The sequence below is a fragment of the Turicibacter sp. KK003 genome, assembly GCF_037014675.1.
Taxonomy (GTDB): Bacteria; Bacillota_I; Bacilli_A; order MOL361; family Turicibacteraceae; genus Turicibacter; species Turicibacter faecis.
In genome coordinates this window covers 1,144,167-1,170,386 of the sequence record NZ_CP142738.1, presented here as the reverse complement: position 1 = coordinate 1,170,386, position 26,220 = coordinate 1,144,167, and the positions used below count along the sequence as shown (strand labels likewise).

Sequence of the window (26,220 nt, the reverse complement as noted above, 5' to 3'; positions counted from 1 at the left end):
TCATACTTTACTACGGTTTAATTCATCAAACTATAGGGAATCCCATCTTTATTATAAAGGCTCCTCCACCTAGTACGATACAGCCTCACATAAAAACATTAAAACATTTATAGCGCCACTCATAAAAAAACTCATAATTTTTGATACGAGAAGGGATTAAACCGGATGATACAAAAATATTCATTATTTTACACGCATTATTTGAGATCATCTTTTGACACATAACCTTTAATTTAATAGGGATCGTTTACTCTATTATCGAACATTCGACCCCTATTCTATTCTTTATTATAAGCAAAATCTTAAAGATAAGCAATATTTGATAAGTTTCGCCTTCTTCAGTACTATAAATAAAAGGTTCTATAATATTTGGTGTGGGTGATGCCCACACCTCTTTTATTGGAATTAAAAAATAAGTACAAAAAAAGAGACATAACGTCCCAAATTCTATACAATGTAATCGACCAAAAAAACACGAAAGGATTGGGTTTATGTCTCACACTAATTGTATCTCAACTTTACTTGATTTAAAAGATAAAAATATTACTTTTTCAAAAAATTGTATCCAAGAAACTCAGATTAAGAATGTTCGTTCTAAACTTATTTTGGGAACTCTTTCTTTTCAACCGACTCGTTGCTACCACTGTGGTCATTCTTTTGACTCAAATATCATTAAACACGGCTTCAAAACTTCACGTATTAAGCTAGTCAAAATTTCCGGATTTGATGCTTATCTAGACTTAAAAAAACAACGTTATAAATGCCGTCATTGCGACCGAACATTTACCCTAGAAACATCTCTTGTTAACCCTAATTGTTTTATTTCCACTCCCGTAAAACAAGCCATCTTTTTAGAAGCTAGTCATAAGAAATCCGAAACAGATATTGCACGTGAGCTTAACGTTTCTCATTCAACCGTTAACCGCGTCATTCATTCTTCCTATGAAGAACAGCCGCTTCCCTTTAATTCTCTCCCAAAAGTTCTTTGTTTTGACGAGTTTAAGTCGGTTAAATCGGCCGAGGGAGCAATGTCCTTCATTTTTTGTGATGCGTCCAATGGAAAGCTAATTGATATCGTTGAAGACCGTCGCTTAAGTACACTAAGGACTTATTTTATGCGATTTTCTAAAGCAGCTCGTGAAGGTGTAACCCACGTCGTCATTGACATGTACGCCCCTTATATGACACTCATTAAAGAGGTATTCCCTAAGGCTAAGATTGTTTTAGATAAATTTCATATCGTTCAACTAGTCTCTCGTGCTCTTAATAAAACACGCATTCGTTTCATGAATCAAAATAAAGAGTTTTATAATAAATTCAAATATTATTGGCGACTTCTCTTAAAAGCCCAAGAAGATCTTAATGCCACTCATTACTTCTATTCCAACTGCTTCAAAAAGATGATCTCTCAACAAGAAATTATTGACTTTTTATTAGCCCTAGACCCTGAACTAAAGGAGACTTATGATTTCTACCAAACTGTCCAACAGGCTATTAAACTTCGTAACCTTGAAATATTTCATCATGCCATTCAACACCCCTCTGACCTGCTTTCACACGAAATGAAAACAGCTTTAAAAACACTCACTCATTATCAAGATTATGTCAAAAATACTATCGAAACTCCTTATACAAATGGAGTACTCGAAGGAATTAACAATAACATTAAAGTCATTAAACGTATTGCCTTCGGATACCGTAGTTTCTACCATTTCAAAGCAAGAATTTTGATTATTCATAAATACACTTTTGAACAAAAAAAGAAGAGGAACCAAGCCGTCTAAAGAATGGCCTAATTCCTCTTGATTACATGTATAGATTTTATTCACCCACACGATTTGACAAAGAGCCAAATAAAAGGTAAATAAACTAAACTGGTTAGTTTACTTACCTACCATCCACCCACGATAATAAGCGAGGGGCTATCTTAATTATTAAATTAACGTTTCCCTTTATCGTATGGTTCTCCAGCTGCTTTTGGTCCAACTATATTACGACTAAAGACCATTAGAGCAACTAATGTCATCACGTAAGGTAACGCGTTATAAAATTCCATCGGAATTTCAAATGACTTTAATGTATCATTAATAATCGCTAACTGACCTAATGTTTTCATAAATCCAAAGAAAAACGACGCAAATAAAACTCCCCATGGATTCCATTTACCAAAGATAAGAGCTGCAAGAGCCAAGAATCCAAGCCCAGCTACTGAACCATTGTATTCATTCGATGTCGTTACAATAATAATCGCACCTCCAAGTCCTGCTAAGAAACCAGAGGCTAACACACCGATATAACGCATTTTATAGACGTTAATCCCCATCGAATCTGCCGCTTGTGGATGCTCCCCACATGCACGTAATCGTAAGCCGAATGAAGTTTTAAATATAATATACCACGCTAGCACCACTAATCCTAAAACAATAAAGGTTGTCGCATACATTTTACTAAAGAATAGAGGACCAATAACCGGAATTTTAGATAAAATAGGAACATCTAAACGTGAAACACCTTTAACAATACTTATATTCTGACTTCCTGTCAGTGTTCGCGCTAGGAAAATAGTTAACGCGGGAGCCAATAAGTTAATAGCTGTTCCGGAAATAACTTGATCGGCTTTTAAATTAATACTTGCATAAGCATGGAGCAATGAAAAGGCACAACCAGCCAATCCACCGAGTAAAATACCAATCCAAATCGTTGCATCGCTTCCTGCATAATATTGATTAATAAATAATGCTGTCGTAAATCCACCAACAATCATTAATCCTTCAAGGCCGATATTGACAACCCCACTACGCTCACTAAATAGACCACCTAAAGCTGTCACTAACATTGGCGCTGTAAAGGCAAAGGCATACGGCATCATTGAAACAATAAAATCCCACATTATTTCGCACCTCCGTCTTTTTTCTTAGAAGCTATTTTTTTAAAGAAGCTTTGGAGTAATAATGAAATGGCTGAGAAGTATATAATCGTTGAAATAATAATATCAATCAATTCACTCGGAATCTCAGTCATGGCTTGCATAAATGCTCCCCCAACTTTCATAAATCCAAATAAAGCTGCTGATAAAAAGACCCCAATTGGTGTATTTAATCCAAGTAAGGCTACCGCAATTCCATCATACCCTTGCGTTGGTAACACCCCAACTTTGATATGATCCGTATACCCGACATAAAACGTCGCTCCAGCAAGTCCAGCTAAAATCCCTGCAATGATCATTGAAAGAATTACGTTTCGTGTAGCCTTCATCCCTGCATATTCTGCTGCATGATGATTATATCCAACGGCCTTTAATTCATAACCAAAAGTTGTTTTTTCAAGGATAAACCAAATGATAAAGCAAGCAATAATCGCAAAGATTAATCCTAAATTTACAGCAGAACCACTAAAGAATTCAGTCATAGCAGCCATTTTTAAAGATGCTGTTTCTGCAATCGTTGCCGATTCTGTAGAATACTTTCCAGGAATTAATGTTTTCACCGCATATTGCACGCTCCATAGCGCAATATAGTTCATCATAATTGAGGTTACTACTTCATGAATCTTAAATTTTGCTTTTAAAATTCCGGGAACAATTGCCCAAATACCACCGGCAATCATAGCCCCTAAAATTACAACAATCAAATGAATCATTCGTGGTAAATCAAGCGTTACCCCTAAGTAAACAGCCATAAATCCACCAACTAACATCTGACCCGGAACACCAATGTTAAACAGTCCCGTTCTAAACGCAAAGGCCACTGATAATCCTGTCAAAACTAATGGGGTCATCTGTAACAATCCATTTCCGAACTGTTTTAAATTACCTGATAAAATTCCTTTAAACCCACCTTGAAATAAATAAGTAAATCCTTCAAATGGATTATATCCAATCAAGAATAAAACGATAAATCCAACTAAAAATCCAAGAATAACTGAAGCAAACGGTGCTAATTTCTTCTGAACAGCATCATCCGACAAATTAAACTTCATGTTCTTCATTACTGTTCACCTCTTTCACGTCCGGCACCCGCCATTAATAATCCAATTTCTTGTTCATTCGTTTTTGCCGCATCTAAAATTCCTACAATCTCACCTTCATAAATAACGGCAATTCGATCAGAAACATTTAAAATTTCGTCTAACTCCAGAGAAATTAACAGGACGCCACGTCCCTTATCACGCTCTTCAATTAATTCACGATGAACATACTCAATCGCACCGACATCAAGCCCACGTGTTGGTTGTGCCGCAATCAATAATTTTGGTGAACGAACAACTTCACGTCCAATAATTGCTTTTTGTTGATTTCCACCCGACATACTGCGCGTAATTGTCTGGCTTCCCTGTCCACTGCGGACATCAAAACGTTGAATCAACATTTCCGATTGCTCTCTAATTGCTTGACGATTTAAAATTCCACCTTTACTAAAAGGTTGTTGATAATACGTTTGTAAAATAAAGTTATCTTCTAGTGAATACTCTAAAACAAGTCCATGCTTATGGCGATCCTCAGGAATATGTCCAATACCAGCTTCTGTTCTTTTACGTACAGATAATCGACTGATATCCTCTCCACCTAACTTCACCGTCCCTCGATCAGCTGGGCGTAATCCCGTAATCGCCTCGATGAGTTCTGTTTGACCATTTCCTTCAATTCCCGCAACTCCTAAAATCTCGCCTTCGTATACTGTTAAAGATAGCTGTTTTAAAGCATCTACACCACGGGCATTTTTCACACATAAATCATTAACTTCAAGAACTGGTGCACCCATTTTAGCTTCTTTCTTATCTAGTTTAAATGTCACTTTTCGCCCAACCATTAAATCAGCTAAATCCTGTTCTGTGACCTCATCAACGACAACCGTCCCAATTCCCTTTCCTTTACGAATAATCGTACAATGTTTAGCAATCGTCTTAATTTCTTTCAACTTATGTGTGATGACAATAATCGACTTTCCTTCTGCCGTTAATTGTTTCATAATTTTCATTAAATGATCAATTTCTTGTGGGGTCAAGACAGCCGTTGGTTCATCAAAAATTAAAATATCTGCATTACGATAAAGCATCTTTAAAATCTCAACACGTTGTTGCATTCCGACAGAAATATCTTCAATTTTTGCATAAGGATCAACATGTAAATTATAATGTTTTGATAACTCAGCCACACGCTTCGCTGCTTTTTTAATATCTATACATCCTCCGCGTAACTTCGGTTCACTCCCTAAAATAATATTTTCTGTGACCGTAAAATTATGAACTAACTTAAAGTGCTGATGAACCATCCCAATTCCAAGCTCAGTTGCAATGTTTGGATTGGTAATCTTCACTTCTTTTCCTCGTACCTTAATACAACCACCATCTGGTTTATACATTCCGAATAAAACGCTCATTAAGGTCGATTTACCGGCACCATTTTCCCCTAAAAGGGCATGAATTTCTCCCGGTTCCACTTGTAACGTAATATTATCATTTGCTTTAATTCCCGGGAACTCTTTTGTGATATTGAGCATCTCAATTACGTATTCCATTGCTTTACCCCTTTCTGTACACTTTGTTCTGTCCTCTGTAGCATCCTGTCTGTATTCCAATCCAAGTTACTGCTACTAACCTGCCCTCACCTGGTCATCGCTTCAATAAAAATAATCGTACCTTCTCTTTTTAAAAAGATACATGTTTCATCATTAAGCAAACTTGGTCTGTTAAACATGAGGTGATAAATGACACTATGGATGATTATCCATTCCTATTTATTATAGAATAATTTAATTAGACTAATCAATAAAAAAATATCGAATATTGTAATATTTCATCGCTTCTTTCTTTTTATTAACATCTTCACATAAAAACTGATATTGTCTAACTGGGGATTCCCCTTCTCACTACTAAAAAGGTAGCCATCATGCTTAAAGAATGATGGCCACCTTTCCACTTTTATTAAAAATCACTATTCTCCTGATAAGTTAAGAGATTCAAAATTATATCCGTATTCAGTTAATGTTTTTTCTACACCCGCTAAATCACTCGGAACAACTAAAGACCCATCTTTCATCATCCCATAAATTTTATCTGTCTCTGATTTCGTTGTTTCTGATAAATTTGGATTTTCTTTAGGTAACCCGATGGCATCGCTTTTTGCGTCTAATGTCACAACTTTTCCACCATCAAAGTTTCCATTAACCGCTTGATTAATAGCATCATATGCTGCATTATCAATACGTTTAATTGCTGACGTTAAAATCACTGAACGACCATCTGATAAAAGACCGTCTTCATATTGATCAACATCGACACCAATGACATAAACATTTTCTCCAGCCTCAGCGCGCTCTTTCCCTTCAGCAATAACACCGCTTCCAACCGCTCCAGCAGCTGTGAAAATAATATCGATTCCTTTATCGTACATTCCACCCGCTTGAGTTTTTCCTCCAGCTACATCAGTGAAAGTTCCATTATATAAATAATCTGCTACCTCTACACTCGTCCCAAGGTTAGCATTAGCATACGCCACACCCATCACAAATCCATATCCAAACTTTTGAACGGCTGAACTTACCATTCCACCTATAAATCCAACTTTATTTGTTTTTGTTTCTAAAGCTGCTGAAACCCCTGCTAAAAACCCTGCTTCTTGCTCAGCAAAATAAATAGCTAATGTATTATCCGTTACCGTTTCATCTACTTTCTCGTCTACTTTGACACGCGGTTGTCCATCAATAATAACAAATTTTTTATCTGGATTTTCAACTTGTAATTTAGCAATTGCTTCTTCAAACTTAAATCCAGGCGCAATAATCATTTCATAACCACTTGCAAATAAATTATCGGCTGCATCTAAGAAGTCTTGCGTTGCTTCACCTGTTGGTTTAAGGTATTTTGTTGAAATTGTTCCATTTTCTTCTCGGTAACGCTCAATTCCTTCCCACGTTCCTTGGTTAAATGACTTATCATCGATATTTCCTAAATCTGTCATCATCCCGACCTTAAGTTTTACATCAGCTGATGCTCCTTGTGATCCATTGTTGTCTGCTCCTTTACCGCAAGCAGTTAATCCCACTGTCGCTACAAGTGCAAGTGTTAACATAGAAAATTTCTTTTTCATTTTTGTATGGCCTCCTCATAAAAAATACACTATTAGTGTAACAAATTCTATTTTTATTGTAAATATCTAACGTTATTTTTTTATAGAAAAAGACAATTTTCTCTATTTTATTCATTTTCGACAATATCCAGCCAAAAAAAAGCGATACCCCATACATTTTAGGTATCACTTTTTTAAAGGTTTTAATTATTTATAATTAATTGTACTTGCATCATATCCAACTTCAGATAAGTAAGATTCTAAAGCATCTGCAGTCGCTGGAACAATAATTTCTTCCGTTTTAATTTGCGCTAAAACTTGGTCTACTTTTTCTTGTGTTTCTGTACTTAAATTAGGATTTTTTTCTGGTAATCCAATTCCATCTGTTTTGGCATCCATTGTGATGATTTGTCCACCAGGGAATTTTCCTTCACCATATGCTTTTAAAGCATCATATACAGCAGTTCCGACCTGTTTAATTGCCGAAGTTAACACAACAGAGTGTCCGTCACTCATTAATCCTTCATCATATTGATCAACGTCTACACCAATAACATAAACATTTTCACCATTTTCTGTACGGGCCTTCGCCTCATTAATAACACCATTTCCAACTGCCGCTGCTGCTGAGAAGATGATATCAATTCCTTTATCATACATTCCACCAGCCATCATTTGTCCACCTTGAACGTCGTGGAAAGTTCCTTGATATTGATAGTCAGCTATTTCAACATTTGTTCCAAATGTTGCATTTGCGTAAGCAACACCCGCTACATATCCCCAACCAAAACGTTCAACAGCTGGAATTTGCATCCCACCGATAAACCCTACTTTACCTGTTTGTGATTGTAACGCTGCCGCTACTCCTGATAAAAATCCTGCTTCTTGCTCTGCAAAGAAAATAGATAATGTATTTTCCCCAAGAGGTTTAGGTTCCCCTTCTAAAATAACAAAAGAAATATCTGGATTAGCAGTTTGAAGCTCTGTAATTGCCTCCTCAAATTTAAATCCAGGTGCAACAATGACATTATTTCCAGCCATCATCAAATTATCTGCTGCACTTAAATAATCTGCTGTCGTTTCACCACTAGGTTGTACGTGTTGTCCTTTAACTCCTTTGTGGTCTTTCATATATGCTTTAATTCCTTCCCACGTTCCTTGGTTAAATGACTTATCGTCAATCGTTCCTGAATCAATCATCATTCCCACTTTAAACTTCTCTTGAGTCGTTTCCGATGTTGAATCTGAACCACCCTTATCCTTTTGGCAGGCTGTTAACATTACCACAGCAACCATTATTATCACGAACATTGATGTAAATTTTCTCATAATAATCCTCCTAGTTCTAAAATTCCTTGAATAAGTCTATCAAAAAGAGGATGTTTTGTAAATATTTATCGAATATTTACTTTTTTATTTTTCATTACTCTTATTGACAATTAATATTATTAGAAATTTTATCAATTTTTATAAGAAATTTAAATCAATTTCAAAAAATTATTTCCATATTTAAGCTCTACTAACTCTCTCTTCTTTTAATCACATATTATAGATTTGTAATCATTTCGTGATATTGGGTTTCGGTCATGAGAACCTCTCGTGGCTTGCTTCCCTCACTCGGACCAATTAAACCATTCATCTCTAAATCTTCAACAATTCGTGCCGCCCGATTATAACCAATTCTAAATCGCCGTTGAAGAAGTGAGGCTGATACCTTCTTCGTTTCAATAATATATGCTAAAACCTCTCGCATCAGTGGATCCTCAAGGGTTTGGGCCTCATTTTGAATTTGTTCAATGTTTTCTAAAAAGTCTTGCTTCACCTCGTCTACGGCAACTTGCGACTTAATAAATTCGACGATTCGAATAACCTCTTCATCCGAAATAAATGCTCCTTGAACACGAGTCGGATTAGAGGCTCCCATCGGTAGAAATAGCATATCCCCTTTTCCAAGTAATTTTTCAGCGCCTGGCATATCGATAATCGTACGTGAGTCAACTGCCGAAGATACCCCAAAAGCAATTCGCGAAGGAATATTAGCCTTGATAACCCCGGTAATAACATCCACTGATGGGCGTTGTGTTGCAATAATTAAATGAATCCCAGCTGCACGTGCCATCTGTGTTAAACGCATGATACATTCCTCAACCTCTTTTGAAGCCACCATCATCAAATCAGCTAACTCATCAATAATAACAACAATAAATGGTAGAGGAGCTTTATGGCCGCCTTCTCCTTCATTATAACCTCTCACATATTCGTTATAACTTTCAATATTACGTGTTCCGCTCTCGCTAAATAGTTCGTAACGATACTCCATCTCTGAAACAACCTTTTTAAGTGCAAGTGAGGCTAAGCGTGGGTCCGTAACAACAGGGGCTAATAAATGGGGAATCCCATTATAGCCATTTAACTCAACTTTCTTAGGATCAATCATTAACATCTTTACCTCGTTAGGTGTAGAGCGCATCAGGATACTACAAATAATAGTATTGATGCAGACTGATTTTCCAGATCCCGTTGCTCCCGCAACCAGTAAGTGAGGCATTTTATTTAATGGAGAATAAACAGTCTTTCCAGAAATATCTCTCCCAAGGACCATCAATAATTTTTCCTTTTGCTGTTTATGCGGAACCTCTTTAACAATTTCTTTGAATGTTACCAACGTTTGTTTAGGATTAGGAACTTCAATTCCAATCGCTGATTTTCCCGGTATCGGCGCTTCAATTCGAATACCTTTTGCGGCTAATGCAAGTGCAATATCATCCGTCAAATTTAAAATTTTACTAACTTTAACGCCAACATTAGGTAGAATTTCAAATCGTGTAACCGAAGGACCAATATGAACTTCCTGCACCTTAGCCTTTACGTCAAAATTTTTAAAAGTATCCTCTAGTTTTCTCGCCTGTGATTTAGCACTCACCAACAATCTTTGTGAATGATTAGTCTGTTGGTAATCAACAAGTAGATCCAAAGGAGGAAGAACATAATTCTCATCTTTTAACACTTGTATTTCAGTCTCAAGAATAGGTTCTTGTTCAACTAAAGGTTGGTGTTTATCAAACTCTTTAATTTTAAACTCTTCTTCCTCAATATGTTCCTCTTCGTCTGTTTCCTCAACTTCTAACAGTTCCTCTTCATCCACACTTTCATTTAGCAGTGTCACTACAGGTTCGTGAGTCGTTGCATCTGTTTTCCTCACACGCTCTCTACTTGTTGTTGGCACACGCTTTTTATGTCGAACACTTTGACGTTGCTTCATCTGATAATCGCGAGCCTTTTCATAAAAATCTTTCACTGTTAAATCAAAAATCAGTAATGTTCCATAGCAAAGAACAAATAACGATACAATATACAGACCATTTGTTGTGACTAAAGGAACAAGTAATCCGTAAATAATCGCACCCGCCAATCCTCCTCCTGCCGTAAAAGAATTATTTAAAATATCATTTGAAAAATAGTATTTTAACATCCCTTCAAGAATGGGAATATTATGCGCCTTAAATTCACGGTATACCGGCAGATGACTAAAAACGATTAACGAAACGAAAACTAATCCCCATCCTATTTGCTTCGAGTTAAACGGACCAGGGCTTTGTCGTTTTACAATAAAACGCCACCCATAAATTATCATCGCAATTGTAAGTACCCAAAAAAACTCTCCAACTAAAAATAATCCTAATTTTTTCAAAAAAGTCCCAATAATACCTAGTTGGCCAATCATTAAAATGGATAGTAAGACGAGTAATATACCAACTAATTCATACCCTATTCCTGTTAATTTAACTTTCTTTTTACGTTCTTTCCTTGCCATACTCTTACCTCAATCATTTCATCTTTAAAAACTGCTTCTATTATCTCATAAAATTTAACTTTTTTCATGCTCATTCCATAACTATAACAAAAAAACTACCTTTCTTATCGAAAGGTAGTTTTCTCTATAGATTAAACTCTTCCACAATTGGAATAATAATCGGTTTACGTTTCGTTTTATTGAAAAGTAACTTTCCTACTTTATCTCGTAGCTCCTGTCTTAACCCCTGCCAATTTACATACTGTTCTGTCACAAACTGCCCAATAATCTGACGAACTAATTCGTCGAGTAATTTATAAAGTTCCTCGTTCCCTTTTTCATAAACAAATCCTTTGCTCACAATCTGAGGTCCCGCTACAATAGCCTTCGTATTTTTATTTAAATTCGCAATAACAACGATAATTCCATCATTCGCCATCAATTGACGATCGCGTAAGACAACACTTCCAATGTCACCAACACCCAAGCCGTCTACCAACACCTGATCGATTTGAATATGCTCGGTATGATTGACCAATTCACGTTGTTGAAATTCAACAACATCACCATTATCTAATAAAATAATATTTTCAGGACGATACCCCATTTGTTCTGCTACCTTAGCATGAGCAACTAAATTGCGATACTCACCAATAACAGGCATCACATATTGCGGTTTTAATAAATTCATCATTAACTTCAAATCTTCACTACTTGCATGAGACGAAGGTAACAAATTCTTATTAACAACAAACACCTGTGCCCCTGTGCGATAAAGCATATCAATTGTTCGGGCAGCCTTTACTTCATTCCCCGGAATTGGAGGTGTAGCCACAATCACCATATCCGTTTTTTCAATATGAATTAATCGATCTTGGTGTTTGGCCATTCTCGTTAATGAATTGAATGGCTCATGACGATTTCCTGTTGTTAACACTACTAAGTTTGAAAGATTATTATCGTTTTTTTCATCAATATATAACAGGTTCATTAACATTGATTTTGGAATACGTAAATATCCTAATTTCACTGCAATATCGACGATACGCTGCATTTTACGCCCAATAATAGCAATTTTACGTTTATATTGAACAGCTAAATCAATGACTAACTGAATGCGATAAAGGTCAGACGAATATAACGAACAAATAATACGTCCATTAGCACGTGAAAATGCCTCATCCAACTCATATTGAAGCGCCGATCCCGCTCCAGTATAACCTGATTTATCCGCATTAATACTCTCCGAAAGTAAACATAAAACGCCTTCTTTTGAAATTTCAGAAATTTTAGCATAATTTGTTTGATAACGTCCTTTTGCATTTTGATCAAAAGTAAAATCGGAGGTATAAACAATGACCCCATCCGTTGTATGAATACAAATAGCGACCGAATCAGGAATGCTATGAGTCGTTTTAAAGAAAGTAACTTTAATTTCCCCAAAGAACAGCTCATTATTCTCACGAATTTTATAAAGCTTATATTGTTTATAGTCTAATCCATTTTCCGTTAATGCATCTTCTACTAATGACATCGTTAATCGAGTTCCGTAAACAGGAACGTTAATCACGCTTAAAAGTTGTGGAATAGCTCCTATGTGATCTTCATGACCATGTGATAAAAAGACCCCTTGAACGCGAGATACATTCTCTTTTAAATAGGTAAAATCAGGAATAACTGCATCTACTCCTAATAAGTCCTCTGTTGGGTATTTTAAGCCTGCATCTAAAATGAAAATTTTATCATTTACTTCTACAACGTATAAGTTTTTTCCGTTTTCATCAAGCCCACCTAATGCAAAAATTTTAATTTTTTGTTCTACTATTGATGCCACATTCTCATCGCTGTCAATGATATGAAACAACTTACTATTTCATAGGTTACCTCAGTTGACAACGACCCACCTCCTTTAATTTAAAATTCAACTAAAAACATCTACTGTAACCTCTTTTATTTAATCATTGTAAACAATTCTATCATTTTCATATCCATGTAATAAAAGGGAAGTTTTCTCTCACTACGTCGCATAAACCTCATCTTTAATTAAACATTTTCATATCTATTAGTTTTGAATTTTTCAGACCTTAAAACCAACAACTCTACTCTTAAAGTTATTGGCAAGAACGACTAGTTTTATTCTGTCTATCTTTATTTAGTAATTAAGATCATACCGTCTCTTTTAACTTGCTCCATTTTTTAAAAAATAATGACGATTATTTCATCAACCGTTACGAATTTGTAAAATTAAAAGTTTAAATTAAGAATTCATTTAATTTATTAACGACATAAAAAAAAGATACACTATAACAATTTTTAATCTTAAAATAAAGACCCTGTCCCTCATTTATATCAAACCGAAAATGTTTATCTTCTACCTTTATTATAGTACATCCATTGAAAGACGACAAGTGTTAGAATATTTTTTTACCGAAAAACGGCAGCTAAATTAAAAGCAAAAAAACATCTGCTTTACTCAGATGTTTTTTCTTAATGTCTATTCGTCGAACAGTGGACTTAGTTGCTCAAACAGTGCCTGGCTTTCAAACTGATTCATCTCAACTAGTGGAAGTCGAAGCCCACCTACTTCCATACCAAGTTGATTTAACATGGCTTTAACCGGAATTGGATTGGTGGTCGTAAATAACCCCCGATAAAGGGGATCAAGTTTTTCATTCAACGCTTCCGCCTCCTCTTTTTGACCATTGTTATATAACTGATAAATTTTATTCATTTGTAATCCTGCAACATGAGAGGCAACTGAAATAACACCATCGCACCCCAACTTCAAGGCATTTAAATAGTTCGAATCATCCCCGCTATATAATAGAAAATCTTCTGGTGCCTTTTCCTTTAATGCTTTTAGTAGTTCCAAATCACCACTCGAATCTTTAATTCCTACAATATTTTTTATTTCCGCTAACTCCAAAATTGTTTCTAGCGATAGACTAACTCCTGTTCGAGAGGGAATATTGTATAAGAAAATAGGTAAATCTGTTGATTCGGCAATTGCCTTAAAATGCGTTAAAAGACCTAGCTGATTTGGCTTATTATAATAGGGAGTCACAACTAATACAGCATCAGCCCCCACTTCCTCGGCTAACTTAACATTATGAATGGTTGTTTTTGTATTATTCGTTCCCACACCCACGATAATAGGGATGGTTCCTCCCGCAAAATCAATGGCTGTTTCCCAAACCCGTAACCGTTCAATCGCTGTTAGTGTTGGGGCCTCTCCTGTTGTTCCTGTAACGACTAAGCTTGTTGATCCGTGTTTTAGAAGATGTAAAATTAACCGTCTTAAGCTACTAATATTTAGTTGATTATTTTCATTAAATGGGGTTACCATCGCAGTCATAACTGGCCCAAAACTATTCATAACTCTCACATCCTTCTTTTTAAATTAAATTATAATGTAAAAAATTCAATGTCTCTTCAAGTTTTAATGCGTCAACATAAAATGTTAGTTCCATAGGTGTTCTTTGCTGATTCATCCAACTTACCTGAACATAATTTCCATGCTTTTCGTACGAAAGCCCTTCGTCTTTTAAATACTTTTCAACGGCTTCCTCATCATAGGTTTGTGCATACCAATACTCTCCGTGTTTAACTAGTTCATGACACTCAATAGGACGAACAACACCAAAAATTTCATATCTTGTATATCCAGCCTTATAAGTTAAACTTAGTGTTGTTACTTCCTCATCAACAACATATGTCCCAATATGATCTGCACTTGTCGAACGTAGCCGTAAGTTTACATGGTTCTTTTTCGCTAATTCAATTGCTTTTAAATGAATAACCTTTGCCCCCCGGGCAGCTAAAGCAATTAAGCTATCGTAACTTATTTTTTCCAAAACTCTCGCATTTTTTACTAACTTAGGATCCGCTGTCATGACTCCCTCAACGTCAGAATAAATATCAACGTAAGTTGCCTTTAAAGCCCCACCTAAAGCAACAGCCGATGTATCACTTCCTCCACGTCCTAGTGTTGTAATACTTCCATCATCTGTCGTACCTAAAAAACCGGGAGCCACTAACACATCATAATCATTAAACAAATCCATCATTTTATCTATCTCAACCGTAATGATGTTTGCATTAGTATAGTTAGTATCTGTTTTAATTCCAACCTCACTTGGGGCCAGCGAAGTCACCTTTAATCCTTGCTGTTGCAAAAAGTCCGACATGACAATGCTTGAAAGAATTTCTCCGCATGAAAGAAGTCGATCATACTCCCGTTTAGACACATGATAAGTCACTAATTCTTTCAATGAATCCGTCGCATAGGGTTCGCCATGTCTTCCCATTGCTGATACAACAACAACGACTTTATACCCTGCACTCACTTCACGTCGAATATGTCTAAATGCTTGGTATCTCATTGCCTGATCTCTTACCGAAGTTCCACCGAATTTCATCACTACAATATCCATTTTAATCACCTAACAATCCGTTCTGATGCATATAATACGCAATCTGTACACTATTTAGGGCGGCTCCTTTAAGAATGTTATCCGCAACGATCCAAAAATGAATCACCTGCTCCTCGAACAAATCCTTTCGGATACGCCCTACAAATACCTCATCACGATGCTGTAAATATAAAGGCATTGGGTAGGTTTGATGTGAAATATCATCCCGTAAAACTACATCTTCACACTGTTCAAATAAATCAATAATTTCCATTCGCGTACTCACAGGTGACTTCAACTTAACCGTAGTTGAAATACTATGACCATAGCGAACTGGAACGCGAACACAGGTGGCATTTACCTTTATCCCATCATCGTTTAATATTTTTTGTGTTTCGTTAATCATCTTGATTTCCTCTTTCGTATAACCTGATTCCATAAACACATCTATTTGCGGAATCACATTATGCGCAATTTTATAATAAATCTCATCTGAGCGAGTCGGTAAAATTTGTGGTAGATGATTCTCGTCTGTTAACTCTGCATCATACTCATACAATGCCTTCGCTCCCGCTCCCGAAATAGCCTGATAGGTAGAAACATTCACTGACTCAATTCCGTATCTATCTCTTAACGGTTTTAATGCGACCACAAGTTGAATCGTCGAACAATTGGGATTAGCAATTAATCTTGTTTCCTTTGATAAAATATGAGCGTTCACTTCGGGTACAACTAAAGGAATCTCTGGGTCCATTCGAAAGGCACTCGTATTATCAATCACAACAGCACCTTTTGAGACAGCAATCGGAGCGTATTTTAACGATACACTTCCTCCGGCACTAAAAAAGGCAAGGTCAATATCATCAAACGAATTTTCCGTTAATTCCTCAATCACAACATTACTATTTCTGAAGGAATACACTTTTCCTGCTGAACGTTTAGACGCTAATAATCGCAAAGAAGAAACTGGGATAGGATAACGATCTAATGTCTCTATCATGTTGCGTCCTACCTCGCCGCTTGCCCCGACAATTGCAACACGATATCCTCGTTGGTCCATCACAATCCCCCTTTCTTTTCACTTGAGGCAATGTAATCTCTAACAAAGCGGAATAAATAATAAGCTGCCGTCTTAGGCGCAATAATACTTGGTAAAGACAATGCTAATTCCGATTGGATTCCCAATTCTTCAGCTTTCTTAAAGTTAACACCTCCCGGCTTACTACTCACGTCTAGAACGTAGCAGTCGCGTCTCACTTGAGTTAAATCCTGCTCATCTAGCATCATAAAAGGAACTGTATTTACAATGACATCATAATGATGTAAATCACTTCTCATCAAATCAATATGAATTGGATTTAATCCCATTTCAAATAATCGTGCCTCGTCTTTTTTCTTTCTAAAAGTCACGCTAACATATGCACCCAATGCCTTTAAGTCCCGTGCAATAGTCATCGCTATTCGCCCTGAACCAATAACTAAAATCTCTGCCTGATGAATCGTAATATCTGTGTTTTTTATAATATGATATATCACACCTTCCGCTGTTGGAATCGAATTATAAATTGCGACTTCATCATGGTCGAAAATCACTTCATATTTTCTTGGCACAACTTCTAGCAATTTCAATAATTTTGGATAGCGAATGGGGGTTAAGATAACACAATCTTCAGGCAAATGCCGTAAAACATCCTCTGTTAAATATAAATGGGTATTCGCAATTCTACCATCCTCTGCAATGCCACCGAACGGTAAAATAAGATAATGTGTTTCTTTTAAAATATGAAAATCAAAGCTTGAAGAATCCAGATGATATTGAATCAAATCCATCCCGCTATCACGAATATATTCAGATAAATAATTCATCCGTTTATCATTATTTATGATTAAAATCATAATGATCACCTACCTTCTCTGTAGTTACATAGTATTTTATGACGGGAGAAATCAAGTCGTGACAATATTATCAACAATGTCTTAATAACTCGTTGACATTTGAGAACTCTTATATTACGTAGCGTTAGGTGGATTTTTCTCCCTCATCCACTCTCCTTTAGTCTGTAAACAGGAGCCGATGATCGAGCTAATTTTTTCCTACGAAAACCTTTAATGAACTTATCTCTATCCCGCATTCCTACACTTAATTAACGAGAGTTCATATTTTTCAGCAAGATAAAACTCGTAGAAAAAGCGTCGAGATTGACTTTTTCTACGAGTTTTAATGTCTGATCAAAAGAACAACTCAATACTAGCAAACAATAGCAGTTCTGATATACCTCCCTATCTATCCGGCATTTAGCACACCATGAAAAACTACCACATAACTTCTTAAACTAACAGTTGCAACTTGGCTCCCCCTCACTATAAAGAACTCATTCATCACAAAAATAGATAATCTTAATTTCGTATCAGAGCGGCACGGAAAACTTATCTAAACAAAATAAGTATTTATCACTTCACCCTATAAATTTGCCCTAGGACTTCGGTTTATTTAGTTAACTTTGTCATGACTAAAAAGGCTAATGCTTACTTGCATTAGCCTTTTTAGTCACCATATTCAAAAAATATTTACTATCATATATCAGGTTTTAAACCATGAATCTTACTTTCTATCGACATTCCGGACGGGTCCCCTCTACTATTTCATCAATGGTTTTAAATTCATACCCTTTTTCTTTTAATTGATTAATCATCGGTTCTAAAGCAATAACCGTTTCAGGTTTAGGATGCATGAGAATAAGAGCACCTGGTTGTAGTTTTTTCATAACCCGATTAATTAAAACATCGGCTGTTCCACCTTTCCAATCTATGGTATCTGCCGTCCACATAATCGAATACATTCCCTGATCATAAGCCGCCTTTAATGTTCGATCATTAAATTCTCCTGCTGGAGGGGCAAAATAAGTAATGGGTTCATTAATAATTGACTTCAATACATCATTTGTTTTTTTTATTTCATCTACATATTGCTCATAAGTAAAACTACCCCAACGTGATGGATGTGAGTAGGAATGGTTACCGATAACATGCCCATCTTCGTGTATTTTTTGAACCTGATTTTTATGATTTTCAGCGTATCGTCCCTCAAAGAAAAAGGTTGCCCGAACACCTAAACGATCTAAGATGTTTAACATTTTATCTAACTCTTCCTCCCCCCAAGCCACATTTATCAAAAGAGAGACATAATCTCCATTCTCATTCCCCTTATAAATTGGGGTCTCTCGAAACTCTTCAGGGCTTTTTTCATAATTGATGGCACGACAAACTAATAACGACGGATCGAAACTTCCATTTAATAGCATATTATTATAAGATAACTCATAATCAATTTCTGATCCTTGTAGACCGGGTACAAATCCCCACACACTATCAATACGTGGTTCACTCGGTTCGACGCGATGAGTTTCCATATAATGAACTAACTGTTGGTGAATGTCATCATTCATATTTGAAACTGGGTATGACTTGGGATAGAAGTTCATCCCAATTAAAAGCGTGATATAAGCAATAATCCCAAACACAGCTCCTACTTTTTGCTTCACAGCGGTCACCTCTACTCATACGATTTAATCCTTATCAGTTTGCCACACTCATGTATGATTTATACATTTTTTTAATAATTTCTACCATATATTCGTATTTTACAAAGTTGCTTTCCAGAAAATAAAAAAACTCGCAAATATGCGAGTCCTTTTATTATTTTGCTTGTTGTTCTTTCATTGCTTCCTTACGTGATAAATTTACACGACCACGATCATCTACCTCAGTCACTTTTACGTAAATTTGGTCCCCAATATTAACAACATCTTCTGTTTTCGCTACACGTTCTTCTGCTAATTGAGAAATATGAACCAGTCCATCTTGACCAGGGAATATTTCAACAAATGCTCCGAACTTTTCAATACGAACAACTTTACCTAAATAGATTTTTCCAATTTCAACTTCGCGGACAATATCTTCAATCATTGCCATCGCCTGATTAATGTTTTCCGTTTTATCGTGCAAGATATAAACTGTTCCATCTTGCTCAATATCAATCTTAACTCCTGTTTTATCGATAATCTCGTTAATTTGTTTTCCACCAGGTCCAATGACATCGCGAATTTTCTCAACCTTAATTGTCATTACCTTAATTTTTGGCGCATAAGCTGATAAGTCCTCACGTGTGCTTGAAATCGTACTTAACATATGATTTAAAATTTGCATGCGTCCTACTTTGGCCTGTTGTAGAGCCTCTTCTAAAATCTCACGACTTAACCCTTCAATCTTAATATCCATTTGTAAAGCCGTAACCCCCTGAGCTGTTCCGGCTACTTTGAAGTCCATATCTCCTAAATGATCTTCCATCCCTTGAATATCTGTTAAAACCGTATAGTTATCGCCTTTTTTAACAAGTCCCATTGCAATTCCAGCAACAGGCGCCTTAATTGGAACTCCAGCTGCCATTAATGCCATGGTCGATGCACAAATCGATGCTTGTGATGTTGATCCGTTTGATTCTAAAACCTCAGAAACTAAACGAACAGTATATGGGAAATCTTTTGCAGATGGCATCACTTGTTTAAGCGCACGCTCACCAAGGGCCCCATGTCCAACTTCGCGACGTCCCGGTGCCCCATAACGCCCTGTCTCTCCAACAGAGAATGGTGGGAAATTATAATGGTGCATAAAGCGTTTAGTTTCTTCGACTTCTAGCCCATCTAACATCTGGTGTTCATTTAATGCCCCAAGCGTACAGATTGATAACGCCTGTGTTTGCCCACGTGTGAATAAAGCCGATCCATGTGTTCTTGGTAATAAATCAACGCGTGATGAAAGTGGACGAATTTCGTCAATTTGGCGTCCATCAGGTCGTACTTTTTCATCCGTAATTAAACGACGTACTTCTTCCTTCACAATTTTATTTAAAACCTCTTTAACTTGTTTAAGTTCCTTTTCGGTTACCTCTTCTTGTTCAAATACATCAATGACACGCGCGTTTACGGCATCAATTGCTTCTTGACGAGCATGTTTTTCAACCACTTGAATCGCCTTTAACATATCAGCTTCAGCCATTTCACGAACGCGTGTATTAATTGCCGGATCAATTTCATATAAATTTAATTCCATCTTTTCTTTTCCAATTTCCGCAACAATTTGCTCTTGGAAACGAATGATTTCCTTAATCGCGTCATGCCCAAACATGATTGCTTCTAACATCACTTCTTCAGGAACCTCTTTTGCTCCTGCTTCCACCATGTTCACCGCATCTTTTGTTCCCGCTACCGTTAAATCAATATCCGATTGTTCTAATTGTTCAACCGTTGGATTTAATACGAACTCTCCATTAATACGTCCAACAACCACTCCAGCGATAGGACCTTCAAATGGAATATCTGAAATAGATAAGGCCAATGATGATCCGATCATCGCTGCAATCTCTGGTGAGTTATCGTGATCAACACTCATTACATAGTTAATGACTTGTACATCATTTCTAAATCCGTCTGGGAATAATGGACGAATTGGACGGTCAATTAAACGTCCCGCTAAAATTGCATGTTCACTTGGACGTCCTTCACGCTTAATAAATCCGCCAGGAACTTTCCCAACTGCATAAAGACGTTCCTCATATCCAATTGTTAATGGAAAAAAATCAATATCTTTTGGTTCTTTTGATGCCACTGCTGCCGTTAAGACAACCGTATCTCCATAACGAACTAAAACCGAAGCATTCGCCTGTTTTGCTAACTCACCCATTTCAAATGTCAATGGACGTCCCGCTAACTCAAACGAATAAACGTGCTTTTCTGACATATATATTACTCCTTCATTTTCTTCATTTGTATTTATTCTTTTCTATCATACCATAAGCAAATAATTTAAAGCACTAATTTTTTTCATATTCCTCCCTTATTTGCCAAAGAGAGAAGAAAATCTTCTATCATTTATAAAAATTTCATTTATCCGCTGACTTCCCTTCAAATTCTTCACCACCTAAAAAAGAAAATAGACTTTTTATCTATCACCTACTTCATTGAGTATTCAAATCTAACTTCTCTTCCCCTATAGTTTAACCTTTTATTTTTAAATTCATTCCTGAATTTTTCACCATCAAAACAAATTATTAGAGAAATAACTAATTTTTAAATTTTTAAGTTAATTGTTTGTAGAATTAATACTCTAAAAAAGTCGCATCAAATTTATCATAAAAGAAGAGGCTAATTTCAAAAAAATGGACAGATGACCGAAAAAAAAAGCGCCTTTTAAGGCGCTTTTTAAGCCACATCAATGGTCGCTTTGATTTCATTTAAATGTGCAATAATTTTTTGAGCTTGACTAAAATCGAATAAATCAAGGATACTTCCCACACTCCTAAATGGATCTTCGGTTAATACTTGGTTATTTTCAACAAAACCATTGGCGGCGATATAATCGATCAGTAATTGAATAAACTTGAGTTGATTGACATTGAGGGATTGATCACTTAAAAATTCAGAAAAAATTTCCTGGGCTGCTTCTTTATCCATCCCCACCAGTTGTCTAACTAACTTTGTCACAGGCGTTTGACCAAATTCTTTTTGGTACTCTTCCTTTGTTCCAAGTTGCGTCCACATAAGTGTCTCTAACGTTTGAATATCTTGAACCGTTAAAGATTTATTATGGCGTAACTTATAAATCGCAAGTTCATCTCGGTGTTCATGTAAATAATGTTCCACCTTTTTACGATAATTTTTCAAATCATTTCCCCCGTAAATCGGGCCTGTTTCCTCCATCTCAATAATTTCATCAGAAAAAGACGTCGTATAAATCACTTGTGTTTGCCGCTCAATTAACTTCACTAAATCTCTTAGCGCTTGTCGAACATGCTCCAACTCAAAGATCGAGGCCTCATCCCAAAATTGTTCGGTTTGTAATCGTTCAATCATATCCTTATGCGCCACCACTTGTGCAATCGTTCCAAGTTTAGCTAACGATTCCGCCGTCTTGACAACGACCTGCACGGCTCGTGTTGGTTTTTGATGTTGTAAGTACGCCAATTCAATTAAATACATCGTATAATCAAACTGTTTAGCAAGTTCATCTTCTTTTTTCGGCATAATTAACGGAGAAATATGCGATTTTATTTCATTGACAGCCACCGCCCCAAGATGTTGCCACGACGCTTCTTGTTTATATTTATCCACAAAAGTTAACTTCATTTTCACTCGAAAACTGTCTTCATTTAATGATGAAATATCTTCTAAAACATCTGCAAGTAACGCTTGACGATAGTTCATATAGGGAGCTTCTTGATATGCTAAATCTTGAAGTTCTTTCATGATCTCCATTTTTAAATTAAATGTTTTTTCCGTTAAAGACGCCGTAATCTTTGTCTCCATTCCTTGAGGATTCAAACGGAAAAATTCAAAATTACGACAAAAATCAAAAATTAAAAACTCCTCCTTATCTTGATTTACGCCTAGTAAATCTTTGCACAGGCGCGTTCCTCGTCCAATCATTTGATGAAACTTCGATTTAGAACGCACCTTTTTAAAGAAGACAAGGTTTAAGACTTCTGGAATATCAATTCCCGTGTCTAACATATCAACGGAAACAGCAATTTGCGGATACTTTTTCGCCTCGCTAAAATCATCAATCAGCGTCTCAACATACTTCGTACTGTAATCAATGACTCGGGCAAAATCACCACCATATTCAGGATAGAGCTGATTAAAGCGATTCACGATTTCCTTCGCATGCCGGGAGCTTTTGGCAAAAATAATACTTTTTCCAAGCTTGTCTCCCCCTTCAACACGCAATCCTTTTTCCATCAATTCCGTTAACACTAGATCAATGGTATCGGTATTAAAAATCCACTGATTGACAGCCGAACTATCAATGGTGTCTTCAATCGTTTCATCCGCTTCAAATAGTTCATCAAACTGTTCCTTTTCTTCTTCCGATAGTTGATCATACGTGATCCCTTCTTCCATGACGGCTGATTTCATTTCATAGACGCGATAACTTACTAAATAACCACTTTCAACCGCCTCTTCAAGCTCGTAGGCAAACGTTGGTACCCCATTTTCAAGATCAAAAATCGAATACGTATTTTTATCAATTTCATCTTTTGGCGTTGCCGTTAATCCAATTAAAAGCGCATCGAAATAATCAAAAATCGCTTGATACTTTTTATAAATACTTCGATGGGATTCGTCTACAATAATCAAATCAAAATGTCCGGGTGTAAATAACTTTTTCCCGTCCTTTCGTTTGGCCTCATCAATCGCATTCATCATCGTCGGATACGTCGAAAAAATCATTCGAGCTTGCTCTGGATTTTCTTTTCGATCGAGGAGATTGCATAAGGTTAAATGAGGGAGAAGTTGACTAAAATTCGTTTTCGCTTGTCTAACGAGTGCCGTTCGATCGGCTAAAAATAAAACATTTTTCACATAATGATGTTTCATTAGCACATCGACCATCGAAATCGCCGTTCGCGTTTTTCCCGTTCCTGTTGCCATCACAAGTAACATTTTTCGTTGTTTTTTATCAATCGCCTCACAGACACGTAAAACCGCCTCTTTTTGATACGGACGATTCGTGATGTGATCTTGAATGTCTGAACTTAAGACAGGCGTGATCGTTTGCCGACGCTCAATCATTAATTGCAATTTTTCTTTTGTAAAAATTCCTGCCACTTTTCGTTCGGGATAGTTCACATCATCCCATAAATAAATCTCGTATCCGTTCGTAAAGAAAATAATCGGACGTTGCCCATATTGACGTTCTAAACAATCCGCATAAAGTTTAGCTTGTTGTTGTCCTACTTTTGGATCGACCGTTGATTTCTTCGCTTCAATAACGGCCACAGGTTTTCCATTATTTCCATAAAGGACGTAGTCAACAAACCCCATCTGACTCGTTGTTGGCATCCCACTCACTTGAACTTCTTCTAAGGCATCGACCCCTAGTTCAAAACCTGCTAATTTAACCTCTAAATCAATATAACGTTTGCGTGTTTGTTCTTCTGATAAAGGATCGACCTCAAATGAATACGATTTAACATGCTCTACTCGACGCTCCGTTAATTGTTGACGTAACGCCTCGTTCTCTTTAATCATTTCTTGTAACCGTTTATCTTTAGAACTTAGCGTCTCATAAAGGGTTTGTAATTCTTCCGGACGTGTTCGCTTCTCTTTTCCCTCATACAAAATCGACTCATCAAACGGCGTGGCTGTATACTCTTTTGCATAGCAATAATCAATCCAAGAAATAAATTGATGTAAGTTATGAAGTGAAAGAACGGCCTCTTCTCGTTTGATGCCGCTATTGGTATGCACCGCCACGTTTCCAAGTTTAATAATATATTTAATTAACGGGAACAACTCTTCATCCATAATGTCCCGAAACGAATGTTCATGAATTAAACTCGATAGATTATCTTGATAGGGAACGCGTAAAGCTTCATCGAAGCTATACACCCACTTGACAGCAAGTTCCAATGCCCGACGGCTTAAAATCGCACAGTTAGCGGGACTCACGATAATCCCCTTTTCCGCCTCCAAACAGGCAGCAGCAAAACTTTCAAACTCTGTCTTTCCCTCTAAAAACTTAAAATTACCACACATCAAACCCTCACTCCCTTCATCTTCCCTTTTTACAGTCAAGTCCACCTTCAGGTATTTTTTAATCTTTACTCTATTATACCGTATTTTCGCAAAACATTTCCACCCGAAGAAATTGGAAGACCGATGCCTTCTTTCACTAAAAAAAGACGCCCCCAAAAACGGGAACGCCCTCCATTACTCAACGACTAATTCTCCACGAAACGCGCGTTGCATTAACGAATGAAAGTTTGTTTCTAATTCAGCCAAACTCTTGTTTAATAATTCTTTTTGCTTTTCAATATTCTCAACCATTTCAGCAAAATGATTTTGAAGTTCGATAGGAGGGATATAAACCTTAATACTTTTAAATTCCTCCGCATTTATATTGGCCATTCCAACAATATTCTTAGCCATATTAAATAGAAGAGATTTTATATATTTGGTATTCATATACGATGCAATAAATTGGCCATTGGCTCTATTGTTAGGAATAGCTTTAACTAAATATCCTGCGTATGCCATTGGCTCCTCCCTTTTATAGACAGCCGTTTTTCCAACTAATTCTTTGCTATTAGTTCGATTAAATAAAACTTCCCCTTTATAAACTAAATATTTTTTTCTATCCTTTTCATCTAAGTCAATATACTTTAGGGCTCTCAAATCCCAATTACCACGATAAGTAATATTATTCATTCTCAATACTGCGTATTCACCTTCATTTTCATTAGCTTTAGTACTCGTTCCATATTGAGTTTTAACTATAATATCTGAAATTCTTCCACATTCCCATTCCTTACTATTTAACCCTGGGTCTCCAAACATGTCATAAAACACACTTTGAATTAAGTCATCAAGTAAAGCGATTTGTTCTTTTCGTTTATCGATTAACCTCCGCGCTTGATCTAGTATTTGAGCAATTTTAATTTGTGTTTCTAAAAGTGGTAAAAATATAATCATATCCTCAATCTCTTTAGGACTAATATTGGGTTGTGCCACCCCCATAGCTCTCTGTAGAATAATGCTCCTTAATGTATTTAAATAGTAATATAAATATAAATTATTAATCAAATTAGACGGGATAAGTTTTGCTACCCGTTGATTTAATAATGCCTCTGTATCCTCTTCATAGATACCAAATTTTCCAGTAGTTGCCCCCGATAAAGCAACCAATATATCTCCCTTATGTATACTATATTTTTGAAGCATATCTTGACTAACACTATCGACAAAGACTGTTTTATCATCTAAAAGAACTGAATTGTCACTTATGTTACTAATTCTTATCACCGGAATACCCTGCTTTTGGAAATCTATACTTTTAAAAGCGTAGCCCCCTCTTACTTCGCAAATATCACCTAATTTTACTTTTTTTATCAT

The 26,220-nt window shown here is 36.4% G+C and carries 16 protein-coding genes; 1 reads left to right on the top strand and 15 read right to left on the bottom strand.

The features are described 5' to 3' along the window. The first annotated feature begins 491 nt into the window (after positions 1 to 491). Entirely contained in the window at positions 492 to 1,784 is a 1,293-nt protein-coding gene (locus VXM77_RS05825) for an ISL3 family transposase (RefSeq protein WP_338506149.1), read from the top strand. A gap of 155 nt (positions 1,785 to 1,939) precedes the next feature. Here the strand turns inward: VXM77_RS05825 and VXM77_RS05820 are convergent, their stop codons facing one another. The 15 genes from VXM77_RS05820 to VXM77_RS05750 form a co-directional block, all read right to left on the bottom strand. After that, complete coding sequence (locus VXM77_RS05820) at positions 1,940 to 2,890, bottom strand: ABC transporter permease (protein WP_161831855.1); 951 nt, start codon at positions 2,888 to 2,890, stop codon at positions 1,940 to 1,942. After that, entirely contained in the window at positions 2,890 to 3,987 is a 1,098-nt protein-coding gene (locus tag VXM77_RS05815; RefSeq protein ID WP_161831856.1) for an ABC transporter permease, read from the bottom strand. Before VXM77_RS05815 ends, VXM77_RS05820 begins: the two co-directional genes overlap by 1 nt. Beyond that, positions 3,987 to 5,516 carry an ABC transporter ATP-binding protein gene (locus VXM77_RS05810; RefSeq protein ID WP_161831857.1) on the bottom strand — a complete coding sequence of 510 codons (1,530 nt, stop codon included), beginning with the start codon at positions 5,514 to 5,516 and terminating at the stop codon, positions 3,987 to 3,989. Before VXM77_RS05810 ends, VXM77_RS05815 begins: the two co-directional genes overlap by 1 nt. Positions 5,517 to 5,932: 416 nt before the next feature. Then, the gene (locus VXM77_RS05805) at positions 5,933 to 7,087 is read right to left on the bottom strand and encodes a BMP family ABC transporter substrate-binding protein (protein WP_161831858.1); all 1,155 of its coding nucleotides are present in this window, start codon (positions 7,085 to 7,087) and stop codon (positions 5,933 to 5,935) included. A 186-nt stretch (positions 7,088 to 7,273) separates the two neighbouring features. Continuing rightward, positions 7,274 to 8,395 (bottom strand): BMP family ABC transporter substrate-binding protein, encoded by a 1,122-nt coding sequence (locus VXM77_RS05800; protein WP_161831859.1) that lies wholly within the window; start codon positions 8,393 to 8,395, stop codon positions 7,274 to 7,276. 217 nt (positions 8,396 to 8,612) lie between these two features. After that, positions 8,613 to 10,880, bottom strand: coding sequence for a DNA translocase FtsK (locus tag VXM77_RS05795; RefSeq protein ID WP_262953744.1), 2,268 nt, complete (start codon positions 10,878 to 10,880; stop codon positions 8,613 to 8,615). 124 nt (positions 10,881 to 11,004) lie between these two features. Then, positions 11,005 to 12,693 (bottom strand): ribonuclease J, encoded by a 1,689-nt coding sequence (locus tag VXM77_RS05790; RefSeq protein WP_262950382.1) that lies wholly within the window; start codon positions 12,691 to 12,693, stop codon positions 11,005 to 11,007. A 660-nt stretch (positions 12,694 to 13,353) separates the two neighbouring features. Further along, the gene (gene dapA, locus VXM77_RS05785) at positions 13,354 to 14,235 is read right to left on the bottom strand and encodes a 4-hydroxy-tetrahydrodipicolinate synthase (protein ID WP_161831862.1); all 882 of its coding nucleotides are present in this window, start codon (positions 14,233 to 14,235) and stop codon (positions 13,354 to 13,356) included. Positions 14,236 to 14,254: 19 nt separating this feature from the next. Further along, complete coding sequence (locus VXM77_RS05780; RefSeq protein WP_161831863.1) at positions 14,255 to 15,292, bottom strand: aspartate kinase; 1,038 nt, start codon at positions 15,290 to 15,292, stop codon at positions 14,255 to 14,257. Between the two features lies 1 nt (position 15,293). Further along, positions 15,294 to 16,331: an aspartate-semialdehyde dehydrogenase gene (locus VXM77_RS05775; RefSeq protein ID WP_161831864.1), complete on the bottom strand. Its 1,038-nt coding sequence runs from the start codon at positions 16,329 to 16,331 to the stop codon at positions 15,294 to 15,296. Continuing rightward, positions 16,331 to 17,167, bottom strand: coding sequence for a dipicolinate synthase (locus tag VXM77_RS05770; protein ID WP_338507352.1), 837 nt, complete (start codon positions 17,165 to 17,167; stop codon positions 16,331 to 16,333). Before VXM77_RS05770 ends, VXM77_RS05775 begins: the two co-directional genes overlap by 1 nt. Before the next feature lie 713 nt (positions 17,168 to 17,880). After that, complete coding sequence (locus VXM77_RS05765) at positions 17,881 to 18,813, bottom strand: polysaccharide deacetylase family protein (protein WP_161831866.1); 933 nt, start codon at positions 18,811 to 18,813, stop codon at positions 17,881 to 17,883. A gap of 154 nt (positions 18,814 to 18,967) precedes the next feature. Then, a complete protein-coding gene (gene pnp, locus VXM77_RS05760) occupies positions 18,968 to 21,067 on the bottom strand; it encodes a polyribonucleotide nucleotidyltransferase (protein WP_338507349.1) in 2,100 nt (699 codons plus the stop codon). A gap of 461 nt (positions 21,068 to 21,528) precedes the next feature. After that, entirely contained in the window at positions 21,529 to 24,864 is a 3,336-nt protein-coding gene (locus VXM77_RS05755) for a DEAD/DEAH box helicase family protein (protein WP_338507347.1), read from the bottom strand. A gap of 174 nt (positions 24,865 to 25,038) precedes the next feature. After that, positions 25,039 to 26,220 carry a restriction endonuclease subunit S gene (locus tag VXM77_RS05750; protein ID WP_338507346.1) on the bottom strand — a complete coding sequence of 394 codons (1,182 nt, stop codon included), beginning with the start codon at positions 26,218 to 26,220 and terminating at the stop codon, positions 25,039 to 25,041.